Origin of the sequence: Novosphingobium sp. SG751A, from assembly GCF_013149295.1 — a bacterium.
In the GTDB taxonomy this organism is placed as follows: Bacteria; Pseudomonadota; Alphaproteobacteria; order Sphingomonadales; family Sphingomonadaceae; genus Novosphingobium.
Genome location: NZ_JABGCB010000016.1, coordinates 18,994 through 40,122, shown reverse-complemented (window position 1 = coordinate 40,122; position 21,129 = coordinate 18,994). Strand labels below are relative to the sequence as shown.

The following is a 21,129-nucleotide window of genomic DNA, read 5'->3' as shown; positions in this document are numbered from 1 at the left end:
ACCAAGGGATGATACAAAAAGGGGGAGGGCGCGATGACCGGCCCTCCGCCTTCTGACGAACTGGCTTTCAACGATCAGCGATGATGGCCGCCATAACCGCCGCGCCAGCCATATCCGCCGCGCCCGCCATAATAGCCCCGGCCCGGCCCGCCATAATAGGCGCGCGGCATCGGGCGATAGGTACGGGCATACCAGCTGTGATAGGGATAGGGGCGATAGACCCAGGCATTGTCGACATAGACCCACGGGCGATACCAGCCCGGCGCGGCATAGACATAATCGCTTTGGGCATAGGCATAGGCGGGGGCGCCATTGCGCGTGACATAGCCCGGAGGGCAACCGGGGCTGGTTTCTCCGCCGCTGCTGCTGGCCACGGCCGCGCCGCCCACGGCGCCGATGGCTGCGCCCGCCGCCATGCCCACGCCCGTGTCATGGCGCCCGGCCAATCCGCCGCCGATGATCGCGCCCAGCACGCCGCCCACCAAGGCGCCCGCACCGGTGTTTCCGCGCGACTTCACACAATTGTTGCGCGCCCAGTTTTCCGCGTCGGCGGCATAGCGGGCATCCGCGCCATAATCCTCGCCGCCCGAGACATAGCCTTGCGGGGGCGGGGGCGGGGTGCGGCCGTCATAGCCCTGCGGCTCGCCGGGTTCGGGCGGGGGATTGCGGTAATCATAACCGCCCTGCTGGGCATTGGCGCCCTGATTGGGATAGGGGGCCTGATTGGGATAACCGCCCTGAGTGGGATAGTTGCCCTGATTGGAATAGGTCCCCTGATTGGAATAGGGCTGGCCCGTCGACGCGGATGGATAGGGCGCGCCGATCTGGGCCGAGGCATAGCTGGCCGCGAACGGCGAAAGGCCGACCGCAATCGCGCTGGCGGCGATCAGGGTTTTTTGCAAAGAATGGGTCATGTGCCTATCCTCGGTGATCGGCCATTGGTGGCCTGTCTGAAATTCTGCTGTAACATTTGCCATGATCCGCGTGAACACAGGCTGACACAGCGCAAAGCGCGACAATTTGTTACCCGTTAGAGGCCGGATGATTAAGGAGCCGATGGCCAAGGCCGCGATGGCGTGCCAAGGGCCGAATGAAAGGAGCCAGACGATGAGCGCTGATGAAGACTATGTGTATGACGAAGAAAGCGGCGAATGGATGTCGGCTTCCGAACTGGCTGCGAAACAGGCCGCCGCCAATACGGTCGAGGTGCGCGATGCGGTGGGCAATCTGCTGGCCGATGGCGATCAGGTGACGCTGATCAAGGATCTGGAGGTTAAAGGCGCGGGCCAGACGTTGAAGCGCGGCACCTTGATCAAATCGATCCGCCTGACGGGCGACCCGCAGGAGATCGACTGCCGCTATGACGGGATCAAGGGTCTGGTGCTGCGCGCCGAATTCGTCCGCAAGAGATAAGGCGCAAGAGGTAAGGATGCGCGTCACCACATTGACGATGAACCCCGCCATCGACGGCGCCTGCGAGGCCGAGGCGGTGTTTCCCACCCACAAGATCCGTACGCATGACGAGCGTTACGATCCGGGCGGGGGCGGGATCAATGTGGCGCGCGTGCTGGCGCGGATGGGCCATGCTTCATCTCTTGGCGCGGTCGAGGTGATCTATCTGGCGGGCGGGGCCACCGGGGCCTTGCTTGACGAATTGCTGGACCAGCATGGGCTGGATCGGCACCGCATCGCCATCCATGACCATACGCGGCAATCGCTGGCGGTCTATGAAAGGTCGAGCGGCAAGGAGTTCCGCTTTGTCCCCGATGGCCCGCTGGTGAATGAGGCAGAGTGGCAGGCGGCTTTCGATCATGTGAGTCGGCTCGGTCATGGCTGGCTGGTGGCCAGCGGGTCTTTGCCGCGCGGGGTGCCGGTGGATTTCTATGCGCGGATGGCGGCGGCTCTGGCCGGGCGCGATGTGCGGGTGGTGGTCGATACGTCCGGCCCGGCGCTGGCGGCGGCGCTGGATCAGGGCGGGCTCTATCTGGTCAAGCCCAGCCAGGGCGAGTTTGAGGCGCTGATCGGGCGCAAGTTGCCCGATGCGCAGGCCGTGGGCGAGGCGGCGATGGAGATGGTGCGCAGCGGCAAGGCGGCGCATGTAGCCGTGTCCATGGGGCATGAGGGCGCGGTGCTGGCCCACGCAGGCGGGGTGATTGTACGGTCTGCGCTGGACGTGCCGGTCAAAAGCGCGACCGGGGCGGGCGACAGTTTCGTGGGCGGGATGGTCCATGGCTTTTTGCGCGGCGAGGATGCGGCGGGCGCATTCCGCTGGGGCATGGCGGCGGGGACGGCGGCGGTGATGTCGCCGGGCACCGACCTGTGCCACCCGGAGGCGGTGCGGCAGATGTGGGAGGCTTTGGGAGATGCGTGATCCGCAGGCTGTGGCGATTATCGAGCGATTGGGGATGCAGCCGCACCCCGAAGGCGGATGGTATGTTGAATTATGGCGCGAGGGCGCGGATCGCGGGGCCGATGGGCGAGGGAGCGTCAGCACGATCTATTTCCTGCTGGAGGCGGGGCAGACCTCGCATTGGCATCGCATCGACGCGGCCGAGCTCTGGCTGTGGCATGGCGGCTCGGCGCTGGATCTGGGCGTGGCGCCGGGGGATGAAGGGCCGGTACGCTGGATTCGTCTGGGCGGCGATGTGCTGAACGGCGAGGCTCCGCAGGGGGTGATCCCGACCGGGCATTGGCAATCGGCGCGGGCGGGCGATGGCTGGGCGTTGGTCAGTTGCGTGGTGGCGCCGGGTTTCACCTTTGACGGGTTCGAATTGGCGCCGCCGGGGTGGCATCCGGGTGGGTAATGGTTCGATGTTGCGCCTCATCATTCCATAATGGTTTTTCGATGATCCCTGTGGTGTGATTCGCCGCAGGAATGTCGGGGTGGTTCTGGCACTTTTCGTCGGAACAGGCAGGGCGAACTTGTATGCATTCCTATTCAAGGTCGATGCGGGGCGGTGGGGCGTTTCAGGCCCGCAATCTCGGGCATTTAGCGGAAATATGCCGAATTATAATGGGATAGGTGGAGATTCTTCATCGGTAAGCTTTGACAAAATTGCAAAAAATGCAATCATATCGTTGGTGAATGCAATTGCTACATTCCCACCATTCACGTTAAACGGTATTCAACAACATAAAGGGTGCTTCGAGGCAATTGCTCCTAACCAAATAGGGAATATTGCCATGATCAAGACTGTTATCGCTGCCGCTGCTTTCGCTCTTCTGCCCACCGTCGCTTTCGCTGAAGAAGCACCCAAGCAGAGCTTCACCTATCAGGGCGTGACCTACACCTACACCTCGGAAGTGCAGAACGGCGTCAAGGTTCTCAAGGGCTCGGCCTATAACGGCAAGGTGCCTTTCGAACTGAAGGTGACCAAGAACGGCGTGTCGGGCACGTTCAACCGCGCTCCCGTCAACTTCGACATGCACGAAGTCCAGCACCTCGACAACAAGGACGTTGTTGAAGGCCAGTAAGGGCTAGGCCCGTCACTGGGCCGGTTCTGAATGCTGAGATACGCAAGGGGCGGCTGGATCATTCCGGCCGCCCTTTTGCATATGCGCATATGGGGGAGTTGCGGCCCAGCCGGGTTGGTAGCCTCTTCTAAAAGAGCCGGCTAGGCCGCGAGGTCGATATGGCAGGGCGCGTCTGACAAATCCATGAATGAAATGGCCACATTGGCGAATTTTATGAATTTTTATGACGGGGTTGGTTGAAGGGCCGCGCGAGCCGATTGATCACTTCAGCGTAACGAAAATCTCGGCCTCAAGCACCCAGCGCGGTTGCGGGGCATTGGCCGCCAGATTGCGCCACTTCGCCGCATAAGTGCCCGAAGCCTGAATTTTGCCATTAGCGCCCACGCCCTGCCATGCGCCATGCTCCATCGCGATTGGTTCAACTCGGCTAATTGTAATCGCCTCAGTGGTTCGTGCATAGGTCGTACGCTGGGCAAGCGGAGCGGAAAACTCGCGCTTCCATGCCAGCAATTGCGCCTTGCGCCCGTTCAGCAGCGCGCTGTCCGTCCCCGTGATCAGCGTCACATTCGGGGCCAGCAAAGGCGTAATAGCGTTGAGATCGCCCTGTTCCAGCGCGCGGTTGAATTCCGCGCGGGCAAGGCGGATGGCGAGGTCGGCGGTGGGGCTATGCATGGGTGTCATCGCTGCGCGATTTTTCGGGTTTATGAAAGGGGTGTTTTTTTGGGGGGGGCAGGTTTGCCTCCGGCGGGCAAAGGGCGGGGGCCCTTTGCAATCCCATTAATTGGGTGGGGCAGGTTTGCGAGGTGGCGCCATGCGCGATGGTTCATAAAGCCTGCGGCGCGGCCAAGAAGCGCCAAAAGCGCCGCAAGCTTTAAATTCCCCAACGCCGCACCCAGCACAAAAGGTCGAACCCATAGCGTAACCTAGACATTAATGGGATTGCAAAGGGCCCCCGCCCTTTGCCCGCCGGAGGCCCCCTTTCGCCCCCAAAAAAAGGCCGAGAGCCACCCCGGCCCCCGACCCTTCCGTTAATCCCAAACGTGCCCTTATTCCGCAGCCGGAATGTAGAGATCGCCCGCTTCCTTATACTTCTCGCTCATCTGCGCCATGCCCGCTTCGGCGTCCTCTGCGGCGGCAAACGTTTCAATCGGAGCGTTCTGCTTGGCGGCGAATTCGCGCACTTCCTGCGTGATCTTCATCGAGCAGAACTTGGGCCCGCACATCGAGCAGAAGTGGGCGGTCTTAGCCCCTTCGGCGGGCAGGGTCTGGTCATGATACTGCTCGGCGGTATCCGGGTCGAGCGACAGGTTGAACTGATCGCGCCAGCGGAATTCGAAGCGCGCGCGCGACAGAGCGTCGTCGCGCAGCTTGGCCGCCGGGTGGCCCTTGGCAAGGTCGGCTGCATGGGCGGCCAGCTTGTAGGTCACCACGCCGACCTTGACGTCATCGCGGTCGGGCAGGCCAAGGTGCTCCTTGGGCGTGACATAGCAGAGCATCGCCGTGCCGAACCAGCCGATCATCGCCGCGCCAATGCCGCTGGTGATGTGGTCATAACCCGGCGCAATGTCGGTGACGAGCGGCCCGAGCGTGTAGAACGGAGCTTCACCGCAGGCCTTAAGCTGCTTGTCCATGTTTTCCTTGATCTTGTGCATCGGCACGTGGCCGGGGCCTTCGATCATCACCTGAACGTCCTGCTCCCAAGCGCGCTTGGTCAACTCGCCAAGGGTATAGAGTTCTGCAAACTGCGCCTCGTCATTGGCATCGGCAATCGAGCCGGGGCGCAGACCATCGCCGAGCGAATAGGCCACGTCATAGGCCTTCATGATCTCGGTGATTTCGTCGAAACGCTCGTAAAGGAACGATTCCTTGTGATGCGCCAGACACCACTTGGCCATGATCGAACCGCCGCGCGACACGATGCCCGTCACGCGCTTGGCGGTCAGCGGGATATAGGGCAGGCGCACGCCCGCATGGATGGTGAAATAGTCGACGCCCTGCTCGGCCTGTTCGATCAGCGTGTCGCGGAAGATTTCCCAGTTCAGGTCTTCGGCAATACCGCCGACCTTTTCCAGCGCCTGATAGATCGGCACGGTGCCGATGGGAACGGGCGAATTGCGCAGGATCCATTCGCGCGTGTCGTGAATGTTGCGCCCGGTGGACAGGTCCATCACCGTGTCCGCGCCGTGGCGGATGGCCCAGACCATCTTGTCCACTTCGGCGGCGACATCGGAGGCCACCGCCGAATTGCCGATATTGGCGTTGATCTTGACCAGGAAATTGCGGCCAATCGCCATCGGTTCGGATTCGGGGTGGTTGATGTTGTTGGGGATGATGGCGCGGCCGCGGGCCACTTCATCGCGCACGAATTCGCCGGTGACGAAATCGGGGATTTCCGCGCCCCAGCTTTCGCCGTCCCGCTCCAGCTTTTCCTTCAGGATCGCGCGGCCAAGGTTTTCGCGCTGCGCCACATATTCCATTTCGGGCGTGACGATGCCGCGGCGGGCATAATGCATCTGCGATACATTGGCGCCCGCCTTGGCGCGCAGGGGGCGGGGGTTAACCGCCGGGAAGGCGGGGACACCGCCGCTGCGATCAGGCCCTTTCAGGCCATTGTCCTCGGGCTTGACCGCACGGGCGTCATATTCCTCAACATCGCCGCGCGCGATGATCCATTCGCGGCGCAGCGGGGCAAGGCCCGCCGAAATGTCGATCGTGGCATTGGGATCGGTATAGGGGCCGGACGTGTCATAGACGCGCACGGCTGGTTCCTTGGCCGACGACTCCAGCGCGATTTCGCGCATGGCAACCTTGATTTCGGGGTGACTGGGCGAGGGGACGTAGATCTTTTTCGAGCCACGGATCGCGCCGGTGGTGACGCCTATTTCAAGGGGGGAGTTGATGTCGGCCATGGGGTGCTTTCTGCTGTTTATCCGAAGCGGGCCATGCCAATCACGGTCAGAGCCAGCCCGATGAGAGTGGTGATGCCGGCCCAGCCCTTGTGAAAATTGCCAAGGGTTTTCAGCCACATCTGGGTGTAAAGATCACAAGCGAACAGGATGGCCAGACTTTCGGCCATCATCAATCCGCCCAGCGCCTTGATGATGCAGGTGAGAAGGTCATGCGGTATCCATGGGTTGGCCAGATAGACCACGCTGCCCACCAGCAATTCGAGCATTCCGCATAGGAATTGCAGGGCGGGCGAGCCTTCCACCTCGCCGATCATGGTTTGCCAAACTCCCGGTTGCCTAAGTGCCCCTGCTCCCGCGGCCAGCGCGGCCAGACCAAGAATGAGGGCGCTCCATGCAGTCGGATCTCCAGCTTCTTGCATACCTTCTCCTGTTTTTTATCGTTTTATCTCGCCTTCATGTTCTGCGGCGTCAGGAGAGGAGGAGCGGGGGGCACCATACCGGGCCGACAGACGCTTCCCTCCCTACGCCCGGATTAACGGGTTCAGGTTCAGCGGGTCGTGGGGCGTGACGCCCACCTCTCAGCCACATGGCTCCCCGGGGATATGCAGGGCAGGTTATGCGAAGGCGATGGCCTTGGCAAGCGCCGGCTCCCGGTTTTGGGCGCGGTTTTGGCGCTGGTCCGGCCATCGGGAAATTTCTCCCGGATATGCCCGTATGGTCGGTTGCCGGAAAGCGGTTGCTAACATAGACTTGGGCCATGGCGGGAAATGACACGGATATTGCCATCCTCGGGGGGGGATTGGCAGGCGGGCTGGTAGCGCTGGCTCTGGCGGCGCGACGGCCCGATTTGCGCATCCTGTTGGTTGAGCGTGAGGAGAAGCTGGGGGGGCATCACCTCTGGTCCTTTTTTCTCAGTGATATTCCGGTGGCTGCGCGTTGGTTGCTCAAACCTTTAGTGGCGGGAAAATGGAACAGCCACAGCGTGCGCTTTTCCGGTAACCGCCGCCATCTGGGCAATCCCTATCGCACGATTTCCAGCCCTCGCTTCGATGCGGCCCTGCGAGAGGCTTTGCCCGCCGGCTCGATCCTGACCGGAGCGACGGTGACGGCTTTTGACCGACGCGGCTTTACGCTGGCCGATGGGCGGCAGTTTCGCGCCGGGGCGGTGATCGATGCGCGCGGCGCGGCGGCTTTTCCGGGGCTGCGCGGCGGATGGCAGAAATTCGTGGGCCAGATGGTGCGGACCGGGGCCCCCCATGGCCTCACCTCGCCGATCATCATGGATGGCAACCGGGCCCAATATGACGGGTTCCGCTTTGTCTATGTCCTGCCCTTTTCGGAGGATACGGTGTTCATCGAGGACACCTATTATTCCGACACGCCCGACATTGATGCCCCGGCCCTGCGCGAACGCATCGCGGCCTATGCGCGCAGTCGCAGCTGGACCATTGCCGAGGTGCTGGATGAGGAGCAGGGCGTTTTGCCGGTGGTGGCCGATGGCGAGCCTCATGCCCTGATCGAGGGCATGCATGGCGCGGCGCGGATCGGCGTGGCGGCTGGGTTGTTTCATCCGCTGACCGGCTATTCGCTGCCTACGGCGGTGCGCGTGGCGATGATGATTGCCGATCTGCCCGATATGTCGGGCGAGGCGATTGCCGGGGCGGTCGAGAATTATGCGCGGGCCCATTGGCGCTCGGGGCGGTTTTATCGGCTGCTGGCTCGGATGCTGTTTGGCGCGGCGCCGCCGGACAAGCGGTACCGGGTGTTCGCCCGCTTCTATCGCCTCAATGACAGGTTGATTGAACGTTTCTATGCCGGGCAATCGACCTGGAAGGACCGGCTCCGTCTGCTGATCGGGCGTCCGCCGGTGCCGCTGATCGCGGCGCTGGCCTGTCTGGTCGGGCGGGGGCGGGTGCTGGCTGATCTGGGGGCGCCCGGGCGCCTTTCGCACGATACCACGATACCGGCCTTTGCCGGGGAAACCGAGGGAACATGAAAAAGGCCTGTGTGATTGGCGCCGGATTCGGCGGTCTGGCTCTGGCCATCCGGTTGCAATCCTCCGGAATTGCCACGACGCTGGTCGAGGCGCGCGAGCGTCCGGGTGGGCGCGCTTATGTGTGGGAGCGTGAAGGGCATACGTTCGACGCGGGCCCCACGGTGATCACCGATCCGTCCTGCCTGTCGGAACTGTGGGCGCTGACGGGTCAGGACATGGCGGGCGATGTTGATCTGATGCCGGTGATGCCCTTTTATCGCCTGCAATGGACCGACGGCAGCCATTTCGACTATTCCAACGATGAAGCCAAATTGCGCAGCGAGATCAACCGCGTGGCGCCGGGCGATCTGGCCGGCTATCAGCAATTCCTCGATTTCGCGGGCGAGGTCTATCGCGAGGGCTACGTCAAGCTGGGCCATGTGCCTTTCCTTGACTTCAAGAGCATGATCAAGGCGGCCCCCGCGCTGATGAAGCATCAGGCGTGGCGCAGCGTTTATTCGCGCGTTTCGGGCTTTGTTCAGTCGGAAAAGCTGCGCGAGGCTTTGTCCTTCCACACCCTGCTGGTCGGCGGCAATCCGATGAGCACCAGCAGCATCTATGCTCTGATCCACAAGCTGGAAAAGGATGGCGGCGTGTGGTGGGCACGGGGCGGCACCAATCGACTGGTGGCGGGCATGGTCGCGCTGTTTGAACGGCTGGGCGGAACGGTGCGGCTGGGCGATGGGGCGGTCAAGATCCACACGATCGGCAATCGCGCGCATGAGGTCGAAACCAAGAGCGGGTGGCGCGAAAGATTTGATGCGGTGGCCAGCAATGGCGATCTGATGCACACCTATCGCGACCTGCTGGGCGATACGCCGCGCGGGGTGGAATATGCTCGGTCGCTGGCGCGCAAACGCTGGTCGCCCAGCCTGTTCGTCGTCCATTTCGGACTGGAGGGGCAATTTCCCCATATCCCCCACCACATGATCCTGTTCGGGCCGCGCTATAAGGGCCTGCTGGAGGATATTTTCGAGAATGGCGTGCTGCCGCGCGATTTCTCGATCTATCTGCACCATCCCACCGCGTCTGATCCGTCCATGGCGCCGGAGGGGCGTTCGACCTTTTACGCGCTGGTGCCGGTGGCCCATCGCGGCAAGCTGGCGGTGGATTGGGATCAGGTCGGGCCGATCCTGGAAAAGCGGATATTGGACGAGGTGGGGCGCCGCTTGATCCCCGACATCCACGACCGCATCGCCACCAAGTTCCACTATGCCCCCACCGATTTCGAAACCGACCTCTCGGCCTATATGGGCAGCGCCTTCAGCCTCGAACCGATCCTGACGCAAAGCGCGTGGTTCCGGGGGCATAATCGCGACGATGTGATCCCCAACCTCTATCTGGTGGGCGCGGGGACGCATCCGGGGGCGGGGATTCCGGGCGTTGTGGGCAGCGCCAAGGCGACCGCTGGGCTGATGATCGAGGATTTGCGGGGGTAGGTTTTTTTGGGGGGGTGAAGGTTTGCCTCCGGCGGGCGAAGGGCCTCGACCCTTTGCAATCCTGTTACTGTCGATGTCGCGTTATGGGTTCGGCCTTTGGTGTTGGGCGCGGCGTTTGAATTTGAAAGCCTGCGGCGCCGATCAGCGCTGCTTGCCCGCGCCGCAGGCTTTGATGGGATAAAAGCCACCCTGCCAACCGGGCACACCCCCAAATAACGGGATTGCAAAGGGCCCCCGCCCTTTGCCCGCCGGAGGCAACCCTTCCTTTCCTCCGACAATTGACAAACCGCCCCCACGCGCCTAATGCCCGCCGGTTCCATCGCTTCGAGCAAGGGCGGCCCAGCGCGGGGGTCATCCACGAAAGGAGGCGGTGGTGTTGCATCTGACGCCAGGGGCTGCGGGCCTTCATCTCGATTGCGGGGTGATTCGCCAGCGGCCTTTTGTGCGTTTAACGGTGCCGCCATTTACCCCGCGCATGGCATTATTTTTCGGCTTAACGGCTCTTTTTTCCGCGAAAAAGATCCGCGAAGGCCACCAACGAAAGAGGCAAAGTCAAGCCCTATGGCAACCCAGCCCATCTCCCGCGCTTCGGCCAAGCGCCGGATCCGCAAGATCTTCGGTGATATTCACGAAGTGACGCAGATGCCGAACCTGATTCAGGTTCAGCGCGAATCCTATGAGCAGTTCCTGCGCTCGAACCCCGCTGTGGGTTACGTCTCGGGTCTGGAAAAGACGCTGCGTTCGGTGTTCCCGATCCGCGACTTTGCCGGCACCAGCGAGCTGGACTTTGTGCATTACGAGCTGGAAGAGCCCAAGTACGACATCACCGAATGTCGTCAGCGCGGGATCACCTATGCCGCTCCGATGAAGGTGACGCTGCGCCTGATCGTGTTTGAAGTCGACGCCGAGACCGAAACCCGGTCGGTGCTCGATATCAAGGAGCAGGACGTGTACATGGGCGACATGCCGCTCATGACCGAGAACGGCACTTTCGTCATCAACGGCACCGAGCGCGTGATCGTGTCGCAGATGCACCGTTCGCCGGGCGTTCTGTTCGACCATGACCGCGGCAAGACGCACTCGTCGGGCAAGTTCCTGTTCGCCGCCCGCGTGATCCCGTATCGCGGTTCGTGGCTGGACTTTGAATTTGACGCCAAGGACATCGTCAACGTCCGTATCGACCGCAAGCGCAAGCTGCCCGTGACGGCGCTGCTGCATGCGCTGGGTCTGAACGACGAAGAGATCCTGCATTACTTCTATCAGACGATCGTCTGGAACCGCGCGAGCGGTGGCTGGAAGATCCCCTACGTGGCCGAAGCATGGCGCGGCGCCAAGCCGACCTTCGACATTGTCGATGCGACCAGTGGCGAGGTGGTGTTTGCCGCCGGAACCAAGATCTCTCCTCGCGCTGCCAACAAGGCCGAGAAGGATGGTCTCAAGACCCTGCTGATCCCGACCGAGGAAATCTTTGGCCGTTACAGCGCCAATGACGTCATCAACGAATCGACCGGCCGCATCTATATTGAGGCCGGCGAGGAAGTGACGGCGGAGAATGTCGCGGCGCTCGACGCTGCCGGGATCGACGCTTTCGAACTGCTCGACATCGATCACGTGTCGACCGGTCCGTGGATCCGCAACACGCTGAAGGCCGACAAGGCCGAGGACCGCGATCACGCTCTGGCCGACATCTATCGCGTGATGCGCCCCGGCGAGCCGCCGACGCGCGAAACCGCCGAAGCGCTGTTTGCAGGCCTGTTCTTTGACGCCGACCGCTATGACCTCTCGGCCGTGGGCCGCGTCAAGCTGAACATGCGTCTTGGCCTGAACGTCGAAGATACGGTCACCACGCTGGAAACCAACGACATTCTTGCCGTTGTGAAGGAACTGGTGAACCTGAAGGATGGCAAGGGCGAAGTCGACGACATCGACAACCTTGGTAACCGCCGCGTGCGTTCGGTGGGCGAACTGCTGGAAAACCAGTATCGCGTCGGCCTGCTGCGCATGGAGCGTGCCGTCAAGGAGCGCATGAGCTCGGTTGACGTCTCGACCGTGATGCCCAACGACCTCATCAACGCCAAGCCCGCCGTGGCGGCTGTGCGCGAGTTCTTTGGCTCCTCGCAGCTCTCGCAGTTCATGGACCAGACCAACCCGCTCTCGGAAGTCACCCACAAGCGCCGCGTTTCGGCGCTCGGGCCGGGCGGTCTGACGCGTGAGCGCGCAGGCTTTGAAGTCCGCGACGTTCACCCGACCCACTATGGCCGTATCTGCCCGATTGAAACGCCTGAAGGCCCGAACATCGGTCTGATCAACTCGCTCTCGACCTTCGCGCGGGTCAACAAGTATGGCTTCATCGAAACGCCTTATCGCAAGGTGATCGACGGTCATGTGACCAAGGACGTGGTTTACCTGTCCGCGATGGAAGAGCAGAAGCACACGGTGGCGCAGGCTTCGGCCGCGACCAACGGTGATGGTTCGTTCGTCGAGGAACTGGTCAGCGCACGTCAGAACGGCGAATTCGTGATGGCTCCGCGTGAAACCATCACGCTGATGGACGTCAGCCCCAAGCAGCTCGTTTCGGTGGCCGCCTCGCTCATTCCCTTCCTGGAAAATGACGACGCCAACCGCGCGCTCATGGGCTCGAACATGCAGCGTCAGGCTGTGCCGCTGGTGAAGGCCGATGCGCCTTTCGTCGGCACGGGCATGGAAGAAACCGTGGCGCGCGATTCGGGTGCCGCGATCGCTGCTGCCCGCGCGGGCATCGTCGATCAGGTGGACGCCACCCGTATCGTGATCCGCGTGTCGGGCGATATCGAGCCGGGCAAGTCTGGCGTGGACATCTATACGCTGCAGAAGTTTGAGCGTTCGAACCAGTCGACCTGCATCAACCAGCGTCCGCTGGTGAAGGTTGGCGACAGCGTCGAAAAGGGCGACATCATTGCCGATGGCCCCAGCACCGAGCTGGGTGAACTGGCGCTGGGCCGCAACGTGCTGGTCGCGTTCATGCCCTGGAATGGCTACAATTACGAAGACTCCATCCTGATCAGCGAACGCATCGTGAAGGAAGACGTCTTTACCTCGATCCATATCGAGGAATTTGAAGTCATGGCCCGCGATACCAAGCTTGGGCCTGAAGACATCACCCGCGACATCCCGAATGTGGGCGAAGAATCGCTGCGCAACCTCGACGAAGCGGGCATCGTCTATATCGGCGCCGAAGTGCATCCGGGCGATATCCTCGTCGGCAAGATCACGCCCAAGGGCGAAAGCCCGATGACGCCGGAAGAAAAGCTGCTGCGCGCGATCTTCGGTGAAAAGGCCAGCGACGTGCGCGACACCTCGCTGCGTCTGCCGCCGGGCGTGGCAGGGACCATTGTCGACGTTCGCGTCTTCAACCGTCACGGTATCGAAATCGACGACCGTACCCGCGCGATCCAGAACGAGGAAATCGAACGCCTCGCCAAGGACCGTGAGGACGAGCGCGCGATTCTGAACCGCGCCACCTTCAACCGTCTCAAGGACATGCTGCTGGGCCAGGTGGCTGCGGCTGCTCCCAAGGGGCTGAAGAAGGGCATCGAGATCACCGAAGAAGTGCTGGCCGAGGTCGAGCGCTACGAATGGTGGAAGTTCGCCGTGGCCGATGATGCGCGCCAGCAGCAGCTGGAAGCGACCAAGGCGCAGTATGACACGGCCATCAAGGCGATCGTCGAGAAGTTCGAAGATCGCAAGGAAAAGCTGGAACGCGGCGACGAGCTGGCTCCGGGCGTCCTCAAGATGGTCAAGGTCTTTGTGGCCGTGAAGCGCAAGCTTCAGCCGGGCGACAAGATGGCCGGCCGTCACGGCAACAAGGGTATCATCAGCCGCATCCTGCCGCAGGAAGACATGCCCTTCCTCGAGGACGGCACTCCGGTGGACTTCGTGCTCAACCCGCTGGGCGTGCCTTCGCGCATGAACGTGGGTCAGATCTTCGAAACCCATCTGGGCTGGGCCGCTCGCGGTCTGGGTCGCAAGATCGGTGCTGCACTGGATGCATGGCGCGAAGCCAATCCGAACCCGCAGGCGGGCGAGCCCCCCGAAGCGGTGCGCGAATTGCTCAAGGACATCTATGGCGACAACTACACGGCCGAGCTGAGCTCGCGCAGTGATCTGGAAATCGTCGAGCTGGCCCAGAGCGTGCGCAACGGCGTGCCGATGGGTTCGCCGGTGTTCGACGGCGCGGTGGAAGCTGATGTGACCGCGATGCTGCGCAAGGCTGGGCTGGATGAATCGGGTCAGGTGACCCTGTTCGACGGCCGCACCGGCGAGGCGTTCGACCGCAAGGTGACCGTGGGCATGAAGTATGTGCTCAAGCTGCACCACCTTGTCGACGACAAGATCCACGCCCGTTCGATCGGGCCCTACTCGCTTGTTACCCAGCAGCCGCTGGGCGGTAAGGCGCAGTTCGGTGGTCAGCGCTTTGGTGAAATGGAAGTGTGGGCGCTTCAGGCTTATGGCGCCGCCTACACGCTTCAGGAAATGCTCACCGTCAAGTCGGACGACGTGGTGGGCCGCACCAAGGTGTATGAAGCCATCGTCAAGGGCGACGACACGTTCGAGGCCGGTATCCCTGAAAGCTTCAACGTGCTCGTCAAGGAAATGCGCTCGCTGGGCCTGAACGTGGAACTGTCTTCGTTGACTGACGAGGATGGCGACGATCTGGCCGACGCGGCGGAGTGAGGGGACCGGGCGGCCTTAACGGGCCGCCCGTCCTTTGCCCCAGAGATTTGACCCCTTAGAGGGACGACATATGAACGACCTGACCAAATTTACCAATCAGATGGCGAAGCCGGAAACCTTCGACCAGATCCAGATCGGTCTGGCCTCGCCCGAGCGCATCCGCAGCTGGTCCTTCGGCGAAATCAAGAAGCCGGAAACGATCAACTATCGCACGTTCAAGCCCGAACGTGACGGCCTGTTCTGCGCGCGCATCTTCGGCCCCGTGAAGGACTATGAGTGCCTTTGCGGTAAGTATAAGCGCATGAAGTACAAGGGCGTCGTCTGCGAAAAGTGCGGCGTCGAAGTGACCGTGACCAAGGTGCGCCGCGAGCGCATGGGTCATATCGAACTGGCCGCCCCGGTTGCGCATATCTGGTTCCTCAAGTCGCTGCCCTCGCGCATCGGCCTGCTGCTTGACATGCAGTTGAAGCAGCTGGAACGCATCCTGTACTTTGAATCCTATGTGGTGATCGAGCCGGGCCTGACCCCGCTTGAAAAGTACCAGTTGCTGACCGAAGACGAGCTGCTCGACTATCAGGACGAGTATGGCGAGGACGCGTTCAGCGCCGGGATCGGCGCCGAGGCGGTCAAGCACATGCTGATGAGCCTCGACATGGTTCAGGAGAAGGAAGACCTTCTCAAGGAACTGGCCGAGACGAAGTCGGAACTGAAGCCCAAGAAGATCATCAAGCGCCTCAAGGTCGTGGAAAGCTTCATCGATTCGGGCAACCGCCCCGAATGGATGATCCTCGACGTGGTGCCGGTCATTCCGCCAGATCTGCGCCCGCTGGTGCCGCTGGACGGTGGCCGTTTCGCGACCTCGGATCTCAACGATCTGTATCGCCGCGTGATCAACCGTAACAACCGCCTGAAGCGCCTGATCGAACTGCGCGCGCCCGACATCATCGTGCGTAACGAAAAGCGCATGTTGCAGGAAGCGGTTGACGCCCTGTTTGACAATGGCCGTCGCGGCCGCGTCATCACGGGTGCCAACAAGCGTCCTCTGAAGTCGCTGTCCGACATGCTCAAGGGCAAGCAGGGCCGTTTCCGTCAGAACCTGCTTGGCAAGCGCGTGGACTATTCGGGCCGTTCGGTCATCGTGACCGGTCCGGAATTGAAGCTGCACCAGTGCGGTCTGCCCAAGAAGATGGCGCTCGAACTGTTCAAGCCGTTCATCTACGCCCGCCTGGATGCCAAGGGTCTGTCGATGACCCTGAAGCAGGCCAAGAAGTGGGTGGAAAAGGAACGCAAGGAAGTCTGGGACATCCTGGACGAGGTGATCCGCGAACACCCCGTCATGCTCAACCGTGCGCCCACGCTGCACCGTCTGGGCATTCAGGCGTTCGAGCCCGTGCTGATCGAGGGCAAGGCGATCCAGCTTCACCCGCTGGTCTGCTCGGCCTTCAACGCCGACTTTGACGGTGACCAGATGGCCGTTCACGTTCCGCTGAGCCTTGAGGCCCAGCTGGAAGCGCGCGTGCTGATGATGTCGACCAACAACATCCTGAGCCCCGCGAACGGCAAGCCGATCATCGTGCCGTCGCAGGACATGGTGCTGGGCATCTATTACCTCTCGATGGACCGCGCAGGCGAGCCGGGCGAGGGCATGCTGCTGGCCGATATGGCCGAAGTGCATCAGGCGCTGGAGGCCAAGGCCGTCACGCTGCACTCGAAGGTCATCGCCCGCGTTCCGCAGACCGACGAAGACGGCAAGACCTACCTGAAGCGTTTCGAAACGACTCCGGGCCGTATGCTGATCGGCGAATGCCTGCCCAAGAGCCACAAGGTGCCCTTCGACGTCGTCAACCGTCTTCTGACCAAGAAGGACGTGGGCGACGTGATCGACGAGGTCTATCGTCACACCGGCCAGAAGGACACGGTGCTGTTTGCCGACGCCATCATGAGCCTCGGCTTCCGTCACGCGTTCAAGGCGGGCATCTCCTTCGGCAAGGATGACATGATCATCCCCGACAGCAAGGATGCGCTGGTTGCCGAGACGAAGGAACTGGTGGCTGACTATGAGCAGCAGTATCAGGACGGTCTGATCACGCAGCAGGAAAAGTACAACAAGGTCATCGACGCCTGGAGCCGTTGCGGCGATCAGGTGGCTGCGGCCATGATGGAAGAGCTGAAGTCCAGCCCGATTGATCCGGAAACCGGCCGTCAAAAGCCGATCAACGCGATCTACATGATGAGCCACTCGGGCGCGCGTGGTTCGCCGACCCAGATGAAGCAGCTGGCCGGTATGCGCGGTCTGATGGCCAAGCCTTCGGGCGAAATCATCGAAACGCCGATCATCTCGAACTTCAAGGAAGGTCTGACCGTTCTTGAATACTTCAACTCGACCCACGGCGCTCGTAAGGGCCTGGCGGATACCGCGTTGAAGACGGCGAACTCGGGTTACCTGACCCGTCGTCTGGTGGACGTGTCGCAGGATTGCGTCGTGGTCATCAACGATTGCGGCACCGAACGCGCGCTGGAAATGCGCGCGATCGTTCAGGGCGGCAGCACCATCGCTTCGCTGGGCGAGCGTATCCTTGGCCGTACTCTGGCCGATGATATCCTTGCCAAGGACGGCAGTGTGATCGTGGCCAAGGGCACGCTGCTGGACGAGCCGGCGGTAGCGCTGATCGAATCGCATGGCATCCAATCGGCGCGCATTCGCTCGCCGCTGGTCTGCGAGGCGACTCAGGGCGTTTGCGGCACCTGCTATGGTCGTGACCTTGCGCGCGGTACGCCGGTCAACATCGGTGAAGCGGTCGGCGTTATCGCCGCCCAGTCGATCGGTGAACCCGGCACGCAGCTGACCATGCGTACGTTCCACATCGGTGGCGCGGCGCAGGTGAACGAGCAGTCGAACCTTGAGGCGCTGTGCGACGGTCACGTCGAATATCGCGACATTCCGACCATCGTGGACAAGCGCGGGCGCCTGCTCTCGCTGGCCCGTAATGGCGAAATCGCGCTGATCGACACCGACGGCCGCGAGCGCGCTATGCACCGCGTGCCTTACGGTACGCATCTGCTGCACAAGACCGGCGCGACCGTGAAGCAGGGCGAACGTCTGGCCGAATGGGATCCGTTCACCACGCCGATCATCACCGAAAAGTCGGGCAGCGTGAAGTATCAGGACCTGATCGACGGCCGTACGCTGACCGAACAGGTGGACGAAGCGACGGGTATGACTCAGCGCATCATCACCGAAAACCGCTCGACCAGCCGCGGCAAGAAGGAGGATCTGCGTCCTCGTCTGACCCTGCTGGACGAAGGTTCGGGCGAGGCGGCACGCTATATGCTGGCGCCGGGCACGACGCTTTCGGTCGAGGATGGTCAGTTCGTGGAATCGGGCGACGTTATCGCCCGTGCCTCGCGCGAAGCTGCCAAGACCCGCGACATCACCGGTGGTCTGCCGCGTGTGGCCGAGCTGTTCGAAGCGCGCATTCCCAAGGACAATGCGGTGATCGCCAAGATCGCCGGCCGCATTGAATTTGTTCGCGATTACAAGGCGAAGCGTAAGATCGCCATTGTGCCGCAGGAAGGCGAACCCGTCGAATACCTGATCCCCAAGAGCAAGGTGATCGACGTTCAGGAAGGCGACTGGGTCAAGAAGGGCGACAACCTGATCTCGGGCTCGCCCAACCCGCATGACATTCTCGAAGTTCTCGGCGTGGAGGCTCTGGCCGAATATCTCGTCGCGGAAATTCAGGAAGTCTATCGCTTGCAGGGCGTGAAGATCAACGACAAGCACATCGAGGTGATCGTTCGCCAGATGCTGCAAAAGGTCGAGATCACGTTTGGTGGCGACACCACGTTGCTGCCGGGCGAGCAGGTCGATCTGGAAGAGATGCTGGAAACCAACGGCAAGCTGACCGAAGGTCAGCGTCCCGCCGAAGGCAAGCCGGTGCTGCTTGGCATCACCAAGGCTTCGCTCCAGACGCGTTCGTTCATCTCGGCGGCCTCGTTCCAGGAAACCACCCGCGTGCTCACGCAGGCGGCGGTCGAAGGCAAGAAGGACAGCCTGATCGGTCTGAAGGAAAACGTCATCGTGGGTCGTCTCATCCCCGCCGGTACCGGCGCGGGCATGAACCGTATCCGCGTGGCCGCCTCCAGCCGCGATGCTGCGCTGCGCGCCTCGTATCGCAAGCTGCAGGAGCACCTGATCGCTCCGGCAACCGCAGCCGAAGAGCATGCGGCCGAACTGGCACAGGGGCCTGAGGCTGCTGGTCTGGTCGATCCGCTGGCGCCGATCGAGGGCGAAACCCATGGTCTGGACGCCGATGCAGGCGATTACCTGAACGACGGCGCTGAATAAGCGTTCTGACCCTCAGGGTTGAAACAGAAGACCCCGCTGGAGCGATCCGGCGGGGTTTCTGTTGTTTGGAGAAAGGGGGCGTTTTGCCTCCCGCGGGTTAAGGGCGGGGGCCCTTAACAATCCCGTTAATGGGGTGGCGCCAGGTTCGCAGCGGGGTGTCCTGGGCGGTGGTTTAAAGCCTGCGGCGCGGCGAAATCGTCCTTAGAAGCGCCGCCGCCCTTTGCCCGCCGGAGGCATGAATCCATTGAACCCATAAATCCCTCTTGCACCCTTCCCATTCGCGCAAACCCCTCCTAAACCTGCGCCTATGCCCGATACGTTGAAAATCACCCTCGCCCAGTTGAACCAGTCCGTTGGCGATTTGGCCGGCAATGCTGCAGGCATGTTGGCTGCGCGCGACCGTGCGAAAGAGGCGGGGGCGGATCTGATCGCTTTCCCGGAATTGCAGTTGGTTGGCTACCCGCCCGAGGATCTGGTGCTGAAACCCAGCCTGGTGGAGCGCGCGGCGGCCGAGTTGCAGAAGATGGCCGAGACCACGGCGGCCGGCGGCCCGGCGATGCTGGTAGGCAGCGTGTTCGTGGCCGATGGAGCGCTGCATAATGGCGTGGCCTTGCTGGATCAGGGCAAGGTGGCGGCGATCCGCTTCAAGCATGAGCTGCCCAATTACGGCACGTTTGACGAGATGCGCCTGTTTCAGCCCGGTCCTTTGCCCGAGCCGATCATCTTTCGCGGGACGATGATCGGCGTGCCGATCTGTGAGGACATCTGGCACCCCAATGTCTGCCGCCACCTGGCTGATTTCGGGGCCGAGATTTTCCTGTGCCCCAATGGCAGTCCTTATGAGATCGACAAGGACACGCTCCGTATCGACGGCGTGGCCAAGCGTCGCGCCTCGGCGGCGGGGGTGCCGTTGGCCTATCTGAACCGCGTGGGCGGGCAGGATGAGCTGGTGTTCGACGGGGCCAGTTTCGTGGTCAATGGCGATGGCAGTCTTGCGGTCCAGATGAAGGACTGGGAGGAGCAGGAGGTTCTGACCCGTTGGACCAAGACCGCCAAGGGCTGGCGCTGTGACCGGGGCGAGATCGAGCCGCAGGCCGAGCATCCCGAGGATGTCTATTGCGCGATGGTGCTGGCGCTGCGCGATTATGTGAACCGCAACAAGTTTCCCGGCGTGGTGCTGGGCCTGTCGGGCGGGATCGATTCGGCGCTGTGCGCGGCGATTGCGGTCGATGCTCTGGGCGCGGACCGCGTGTGGTGCGTGATGCTGCCCAGCCGCTATACCAGCACCGAGAGCCTGATCGATGCGACCGAATGCGCGCATATGCTGGGCGTGAAATATGACACGGTGCCGATCGTCCCTGCGGTAAAGGCCTTTGACGAGATGCTCTCCAGCCCCTTTGCGGGCCGTGCGCCCGATTTGGCCGAGGAGAATATCCAGAGCCGCATTCGGGGCGTGACGCTGATGGCGCTGTCGAACAAGTTCGGGCCGATGCTGCTGACCACGGGCAACAAGAGCGAGATGAGCGTGGGTTACGCCACGATCTATGGCGACATGAACGGCGGCTATAACCCGCTGAAAGACGTCTATAAAATGACCGTCTTTGCCCTGTCGAAATGGCGCAACTGGAACAAGCCGCGCATCGGCCTTGGCCCTGATGGGCCGGTGATGCCCGAAAATATCATCTCCAAGCCGCCCAGCGCAGAGCTGCGCCCGGATCAAAAGGATTCCGATTCCCTGCCGCCCTATGACGTGCTGGACGCGATCCTCCTCGGATTGGTCGAGCATGAAAAGTCGGTCGAGCAACTGGTGAGCGAAGGGTTCGACCGCGACGTGGTGGGGCGGATCGAGCGTCTGCTCCATCTGGCCGAATATAAAAGGCGGCAGGCGCCTCCGGGGGTCAAGCTGGGCTCGCGCAATTTTGGGCGGGATCGGCGCTATCCGATAACGCAGGCGTTTCGGACGGCTTAGAAAGGTTTGCCTCCGGCGGGTTAAGGGCGGGGGCCCTTAACAATCCCGTCCATGGGTTGTGCCTGATTCGTGGCACGGCGCTATTGGTGATGGTTTTGAAAGCCTGCGGCGCGGTGAGCTTATCCTTAAAAGCGCCGCAGGCTTTAAAATCGAAAAACCTCCATTTTGCACGAGGCTGCGGCGCACACGCAACATCGACAGTATCGGGATTGCAAAGGGCCCCCGCCCTTTGCCCGCCGGAG

The 21,129-nt window shown here is 62.0% G+C and carries 13 protein-coding genes and 1 riboswitch; of the genes, 9 read left to right on the top strand and 4 right to left on the bottom strand.

What is annotated here, in order from left to right:
* Positions 1–74: 74 nt before the first annotated feature.
* Positions 75–914, bottom strand: coding sequence for a hypothetical protein (locus tag FHW96_RS19700; protein ID WP_172342289.1), 840 nt, complete (start codon positions 912–914; stop codon positions 75–77).
* A 193-nt stretch (positions 915–1,107) separates the two neighbouring features.
* Here FHW96_RS19700 and FHW96_RS19695 point away from each other — a divergent pair, with 193 nt between their 5' ends.
* The 4 genes from FHW96_RS19695 to FHW96_RS19680 all read left to right on the top strand — a co-directional run bounded on the left by FHW96_RS19695 (position 1,108) and on the right by FHW96_RS19680 (position 3,474).
* Positions 1,108–1,413 carry an alkylphosphonate utilization protein gene (locus FHW96_RS19695; RefSeq protein WP_172342288.1) on the top strand — a complete coding sequence of 102 codons (306 nt, stop codon included), beginning with the start codon at positions 1,108–1,110 and terminating at the stop codon, positions 1,411–1,413.
* Between the two features lie 16 nt (positions 1,414–1,429).
* Positions 1,430–2,371, top strand: coding sequence for a 1-phosphofructokinase family hexose kinase (locus tag FHW96_RS19690; RefSeq protein WP_253951092.1), 942 nt, complete (start codon positions 1,430–1,432; stop codon positions 2,369–2,371).
* Positions 2,364–2,804: a cupin domain-containing protein gene (locus FHW96_RS19685; protein WP_172342287.1), complete on the top strand. Its 441-nt coding sequence runs from the start codon at positions 2,364–2,366 to the stop codon at positions 2,802–2,804. The genes FHW96_RS19690 and FHW96_RS19685 overlap by 8 nt, the downstream gene beginning before the upstream one ends.
* A 379-nt stretch (positions 2,805–3,183) precedes the next feature.
* Positions 3,184–3,474, top strand: coding sequence for a hypothetical protein (locus FHW96_RS19680; RefSeq protein ID WP_168603106.1), 291 nt, complete (start codon positions 3,184–3,186; stop codon positions 3,472–3,474).
* Positions 3,475–3,735: 261 nt separating this feature from the next.
* Here FHW96_RS19680 and FHW96_RS19675 read toward each other — a convergent pair whose 3' ends face one another.
* From FHW96_RS19675 to FHW96_RS19665, 3 genes are all read right to left on the bottom strand, one after another.
* Positions 3,736–4,146, bottom strand: a complete 411-nt coding sequence (locus tag FHW96_RS19675) for a DUF4440 domain-containing protein (RefSeq protein ID WP_172342286.1) — start codon at positions 4,144–4,146, stop codon at positions 3,736–3,738.
* 374 nt (positions 4,147–4,520) lie between these two features.
* Entirely contained in the window at positions 4,521–6,383 is a 1,863-nt protein-coding gene (gene thiC / locus FHW96_RS19670) for a phosphomethylpyrimidine synthase ThiC (protein ID WP_172342285.1), read from the bottom strand.
* A 17-nt stretch (positions 6,384–6,400) separates the two neighbouring features.
* Positions 6,401–6,802 carry a hypothetical protein gene (locus tag FHW96_RS19665; protein ID WP_172342284.1) on the bottom strand — a complete coding sequence of 134 codons (402 nt, stop codon included), beginning with the start codon at positions 6,800–6,802 and terminating at the stop codon, positions 6,401–6,403.
* A gap of 82 nt (positions 6,803–6,884) precedes the next feature.
* Positions 6,885–6,990: riboswitch (TPP riboswitch) on the bottom strand.
* 150 nt (positions 6,991–7,140) lie between these two features.
* On the opposite strand from FHW96_RS19665, the gene crtY reads away from it, so the two are divergent.
* The 5 genes from crtY (at position 7,141) to FHW96_RS19640 (ending at position 20,887) form a co-directional block, all read left to right on the top strand.
* Positions 7,141–8,379, top strand: a complete 1,239-nt coding sequence (gene crtY, locus FHW96_RS19660) for a lycopene beta-cyclase CrtY (protein WP_172342283.1) — start codon at positions 7,141–7,143, stop codon at positions 8,377–8,379.
* Entirely contained in the window at positions 8,376–9,857 is a 1,482-nt protein-coding gene (locus FHW96_RS19655) for a phytoene desaturase (RefSeq protein WP_172342282.1), read from the top strand. Before crtY ends, FHW96_RS19655 begins: the two co-directional genes overlap by 4 nt.
* A 561-nt stretch (positions 9,858–10,418) precedes the next feature.
* Positions 10,419–14,570 (top strand): DNA-directed RNA polymerase subunit beta, encoded by a 4,152-nt coding sequence (rpoB, locus tag FHW96_RS19650; RefSeq protein ID WP_172342281.1) that lies wholly within the window; start codon positions 10,419–10,421, stop codon positions 14,568–14,570.
* 70 nt (positions 14,571–14,640) lie between these two features.
* Entirely contained in the window at positions 14,641–18,918 is a 4,278-nt protein-coding gene (gene rpoC, locus FHW96_RS19645) for a DNA-directed RNA polymerase subunit beta' (protein ID WP_172342280.1), read from the top strand.
* 307 nt (positions 18,919–19,225) lie between these two features.
* Positions 19,226–20,887: an NAD+ synthase gene (locus FHW96_RS19640; RefSeq protein WP_172342279.1), complete on the top strand. Its 1,662-nt coding sequence runs from the start codon at positions 19,226–19,228 to the stop codon at positions 20,885–20,887.
* Positions 20,888–21,129: the final 242 nt, after the last annotated feature.

What these genes read in the sequence shown, in the direction of transcription:
- FHW96_RS19700 (WP_172342289.1), bottom strand. Translation starts at nt 914, where the DNA reads ATGACCCATTCTTTGCAAAAAACCCTGATCGCCGCCAGCGCGATTGCG.
- FHW96_RS19695 (WP_172342288.1), top strand. Translation starts at nt 1,108, where the DNA reads ATGAGCGCTGATGAAGACTATGTGTATGACGAAGAAAGCGGCGAATGG.
- FHW96_RS19690 (WP_253951092.1), top strand. Translation starts at nt 1,430, where the DNA reads ATGCGCGTCACCACATTGACGATGAACCCCGCCATCGACGGCGCCTGC.
- FHW96_RS19685 (WP_172342287.1), top strand. Translation starts at nt 2,364, where the DNA reads ATGCGTGATCCGCAGGCTGTGGCGATTATCGAGCGATTGGGGATGCAG.
- FHW96_RS19680 (WP_168603106.1), top strand. Translation starts at nt 3,184, where the DNA reads ATGATCAAGACTGTTATCGCTGCCGCTGCTTTCGCTCTTCTGCCCACC.
- FHW96_RS19675 (WP_172342286.1), bottom strand. Translation starts at nt 4,146, where the DNA reads ATGCATAGCCCCACCGCCGACCTCGCCATCCGCCTTGCCCGCGCGGAA.
- thiC (WP_172342285.1), bottom strand. Translation starts at nt 6,383, where the DNA reads ATGGCCGACATCAACTCCCCCCTTGAAATAGGCGTCACCACCGGCGCG.
- FHW96_RS19665 (WP_172342284.1), bottom strand. Translation starts at nt 6,802, where the DNA reads ATGCAAGAAGCTGGAGATCCGACTGCATGGAGCGCCCTCATTCTTGGT.
- crtY (WP_172342283.1), top strand. Translation starts at nt 7,141, where the DNA reads ATGGCGGGAAATGACACGGATATTGCCATCCTCGGGGGGGGATTGGCA.
- FHW96_RS19655 (WP_172342282.1), top strand. Translation starts at nt 8,376, where the DNA reads ATGAAAAAGGCCTGTGTGATTGGCGCCGGATTCGGCGGTCTGGCTCTG.
- rpoB (WP_172342281.1), top strand. Translation starts at nt 10,419, where the DNA reads ATGGCAACCCAGCCCATCTCCCGCGCTTCGGCCAAGCGCCGGATCCGC.
- rpoC (WP_172342280.1), top strand. Translation starts at nt 14,641, where the DNA reads ATGAACGACCTGACCAAATTTACCAATCAGATGGCGAAGCCGGAAACC.
- FHW96_RS19640 (WP_172342279.1), top strand. Translation starts at nt 19,226, where the DNA reads ATGCCCGATACGTTGAAAATCACCCTCGCCCAGTTGAACCAGTCCGTT.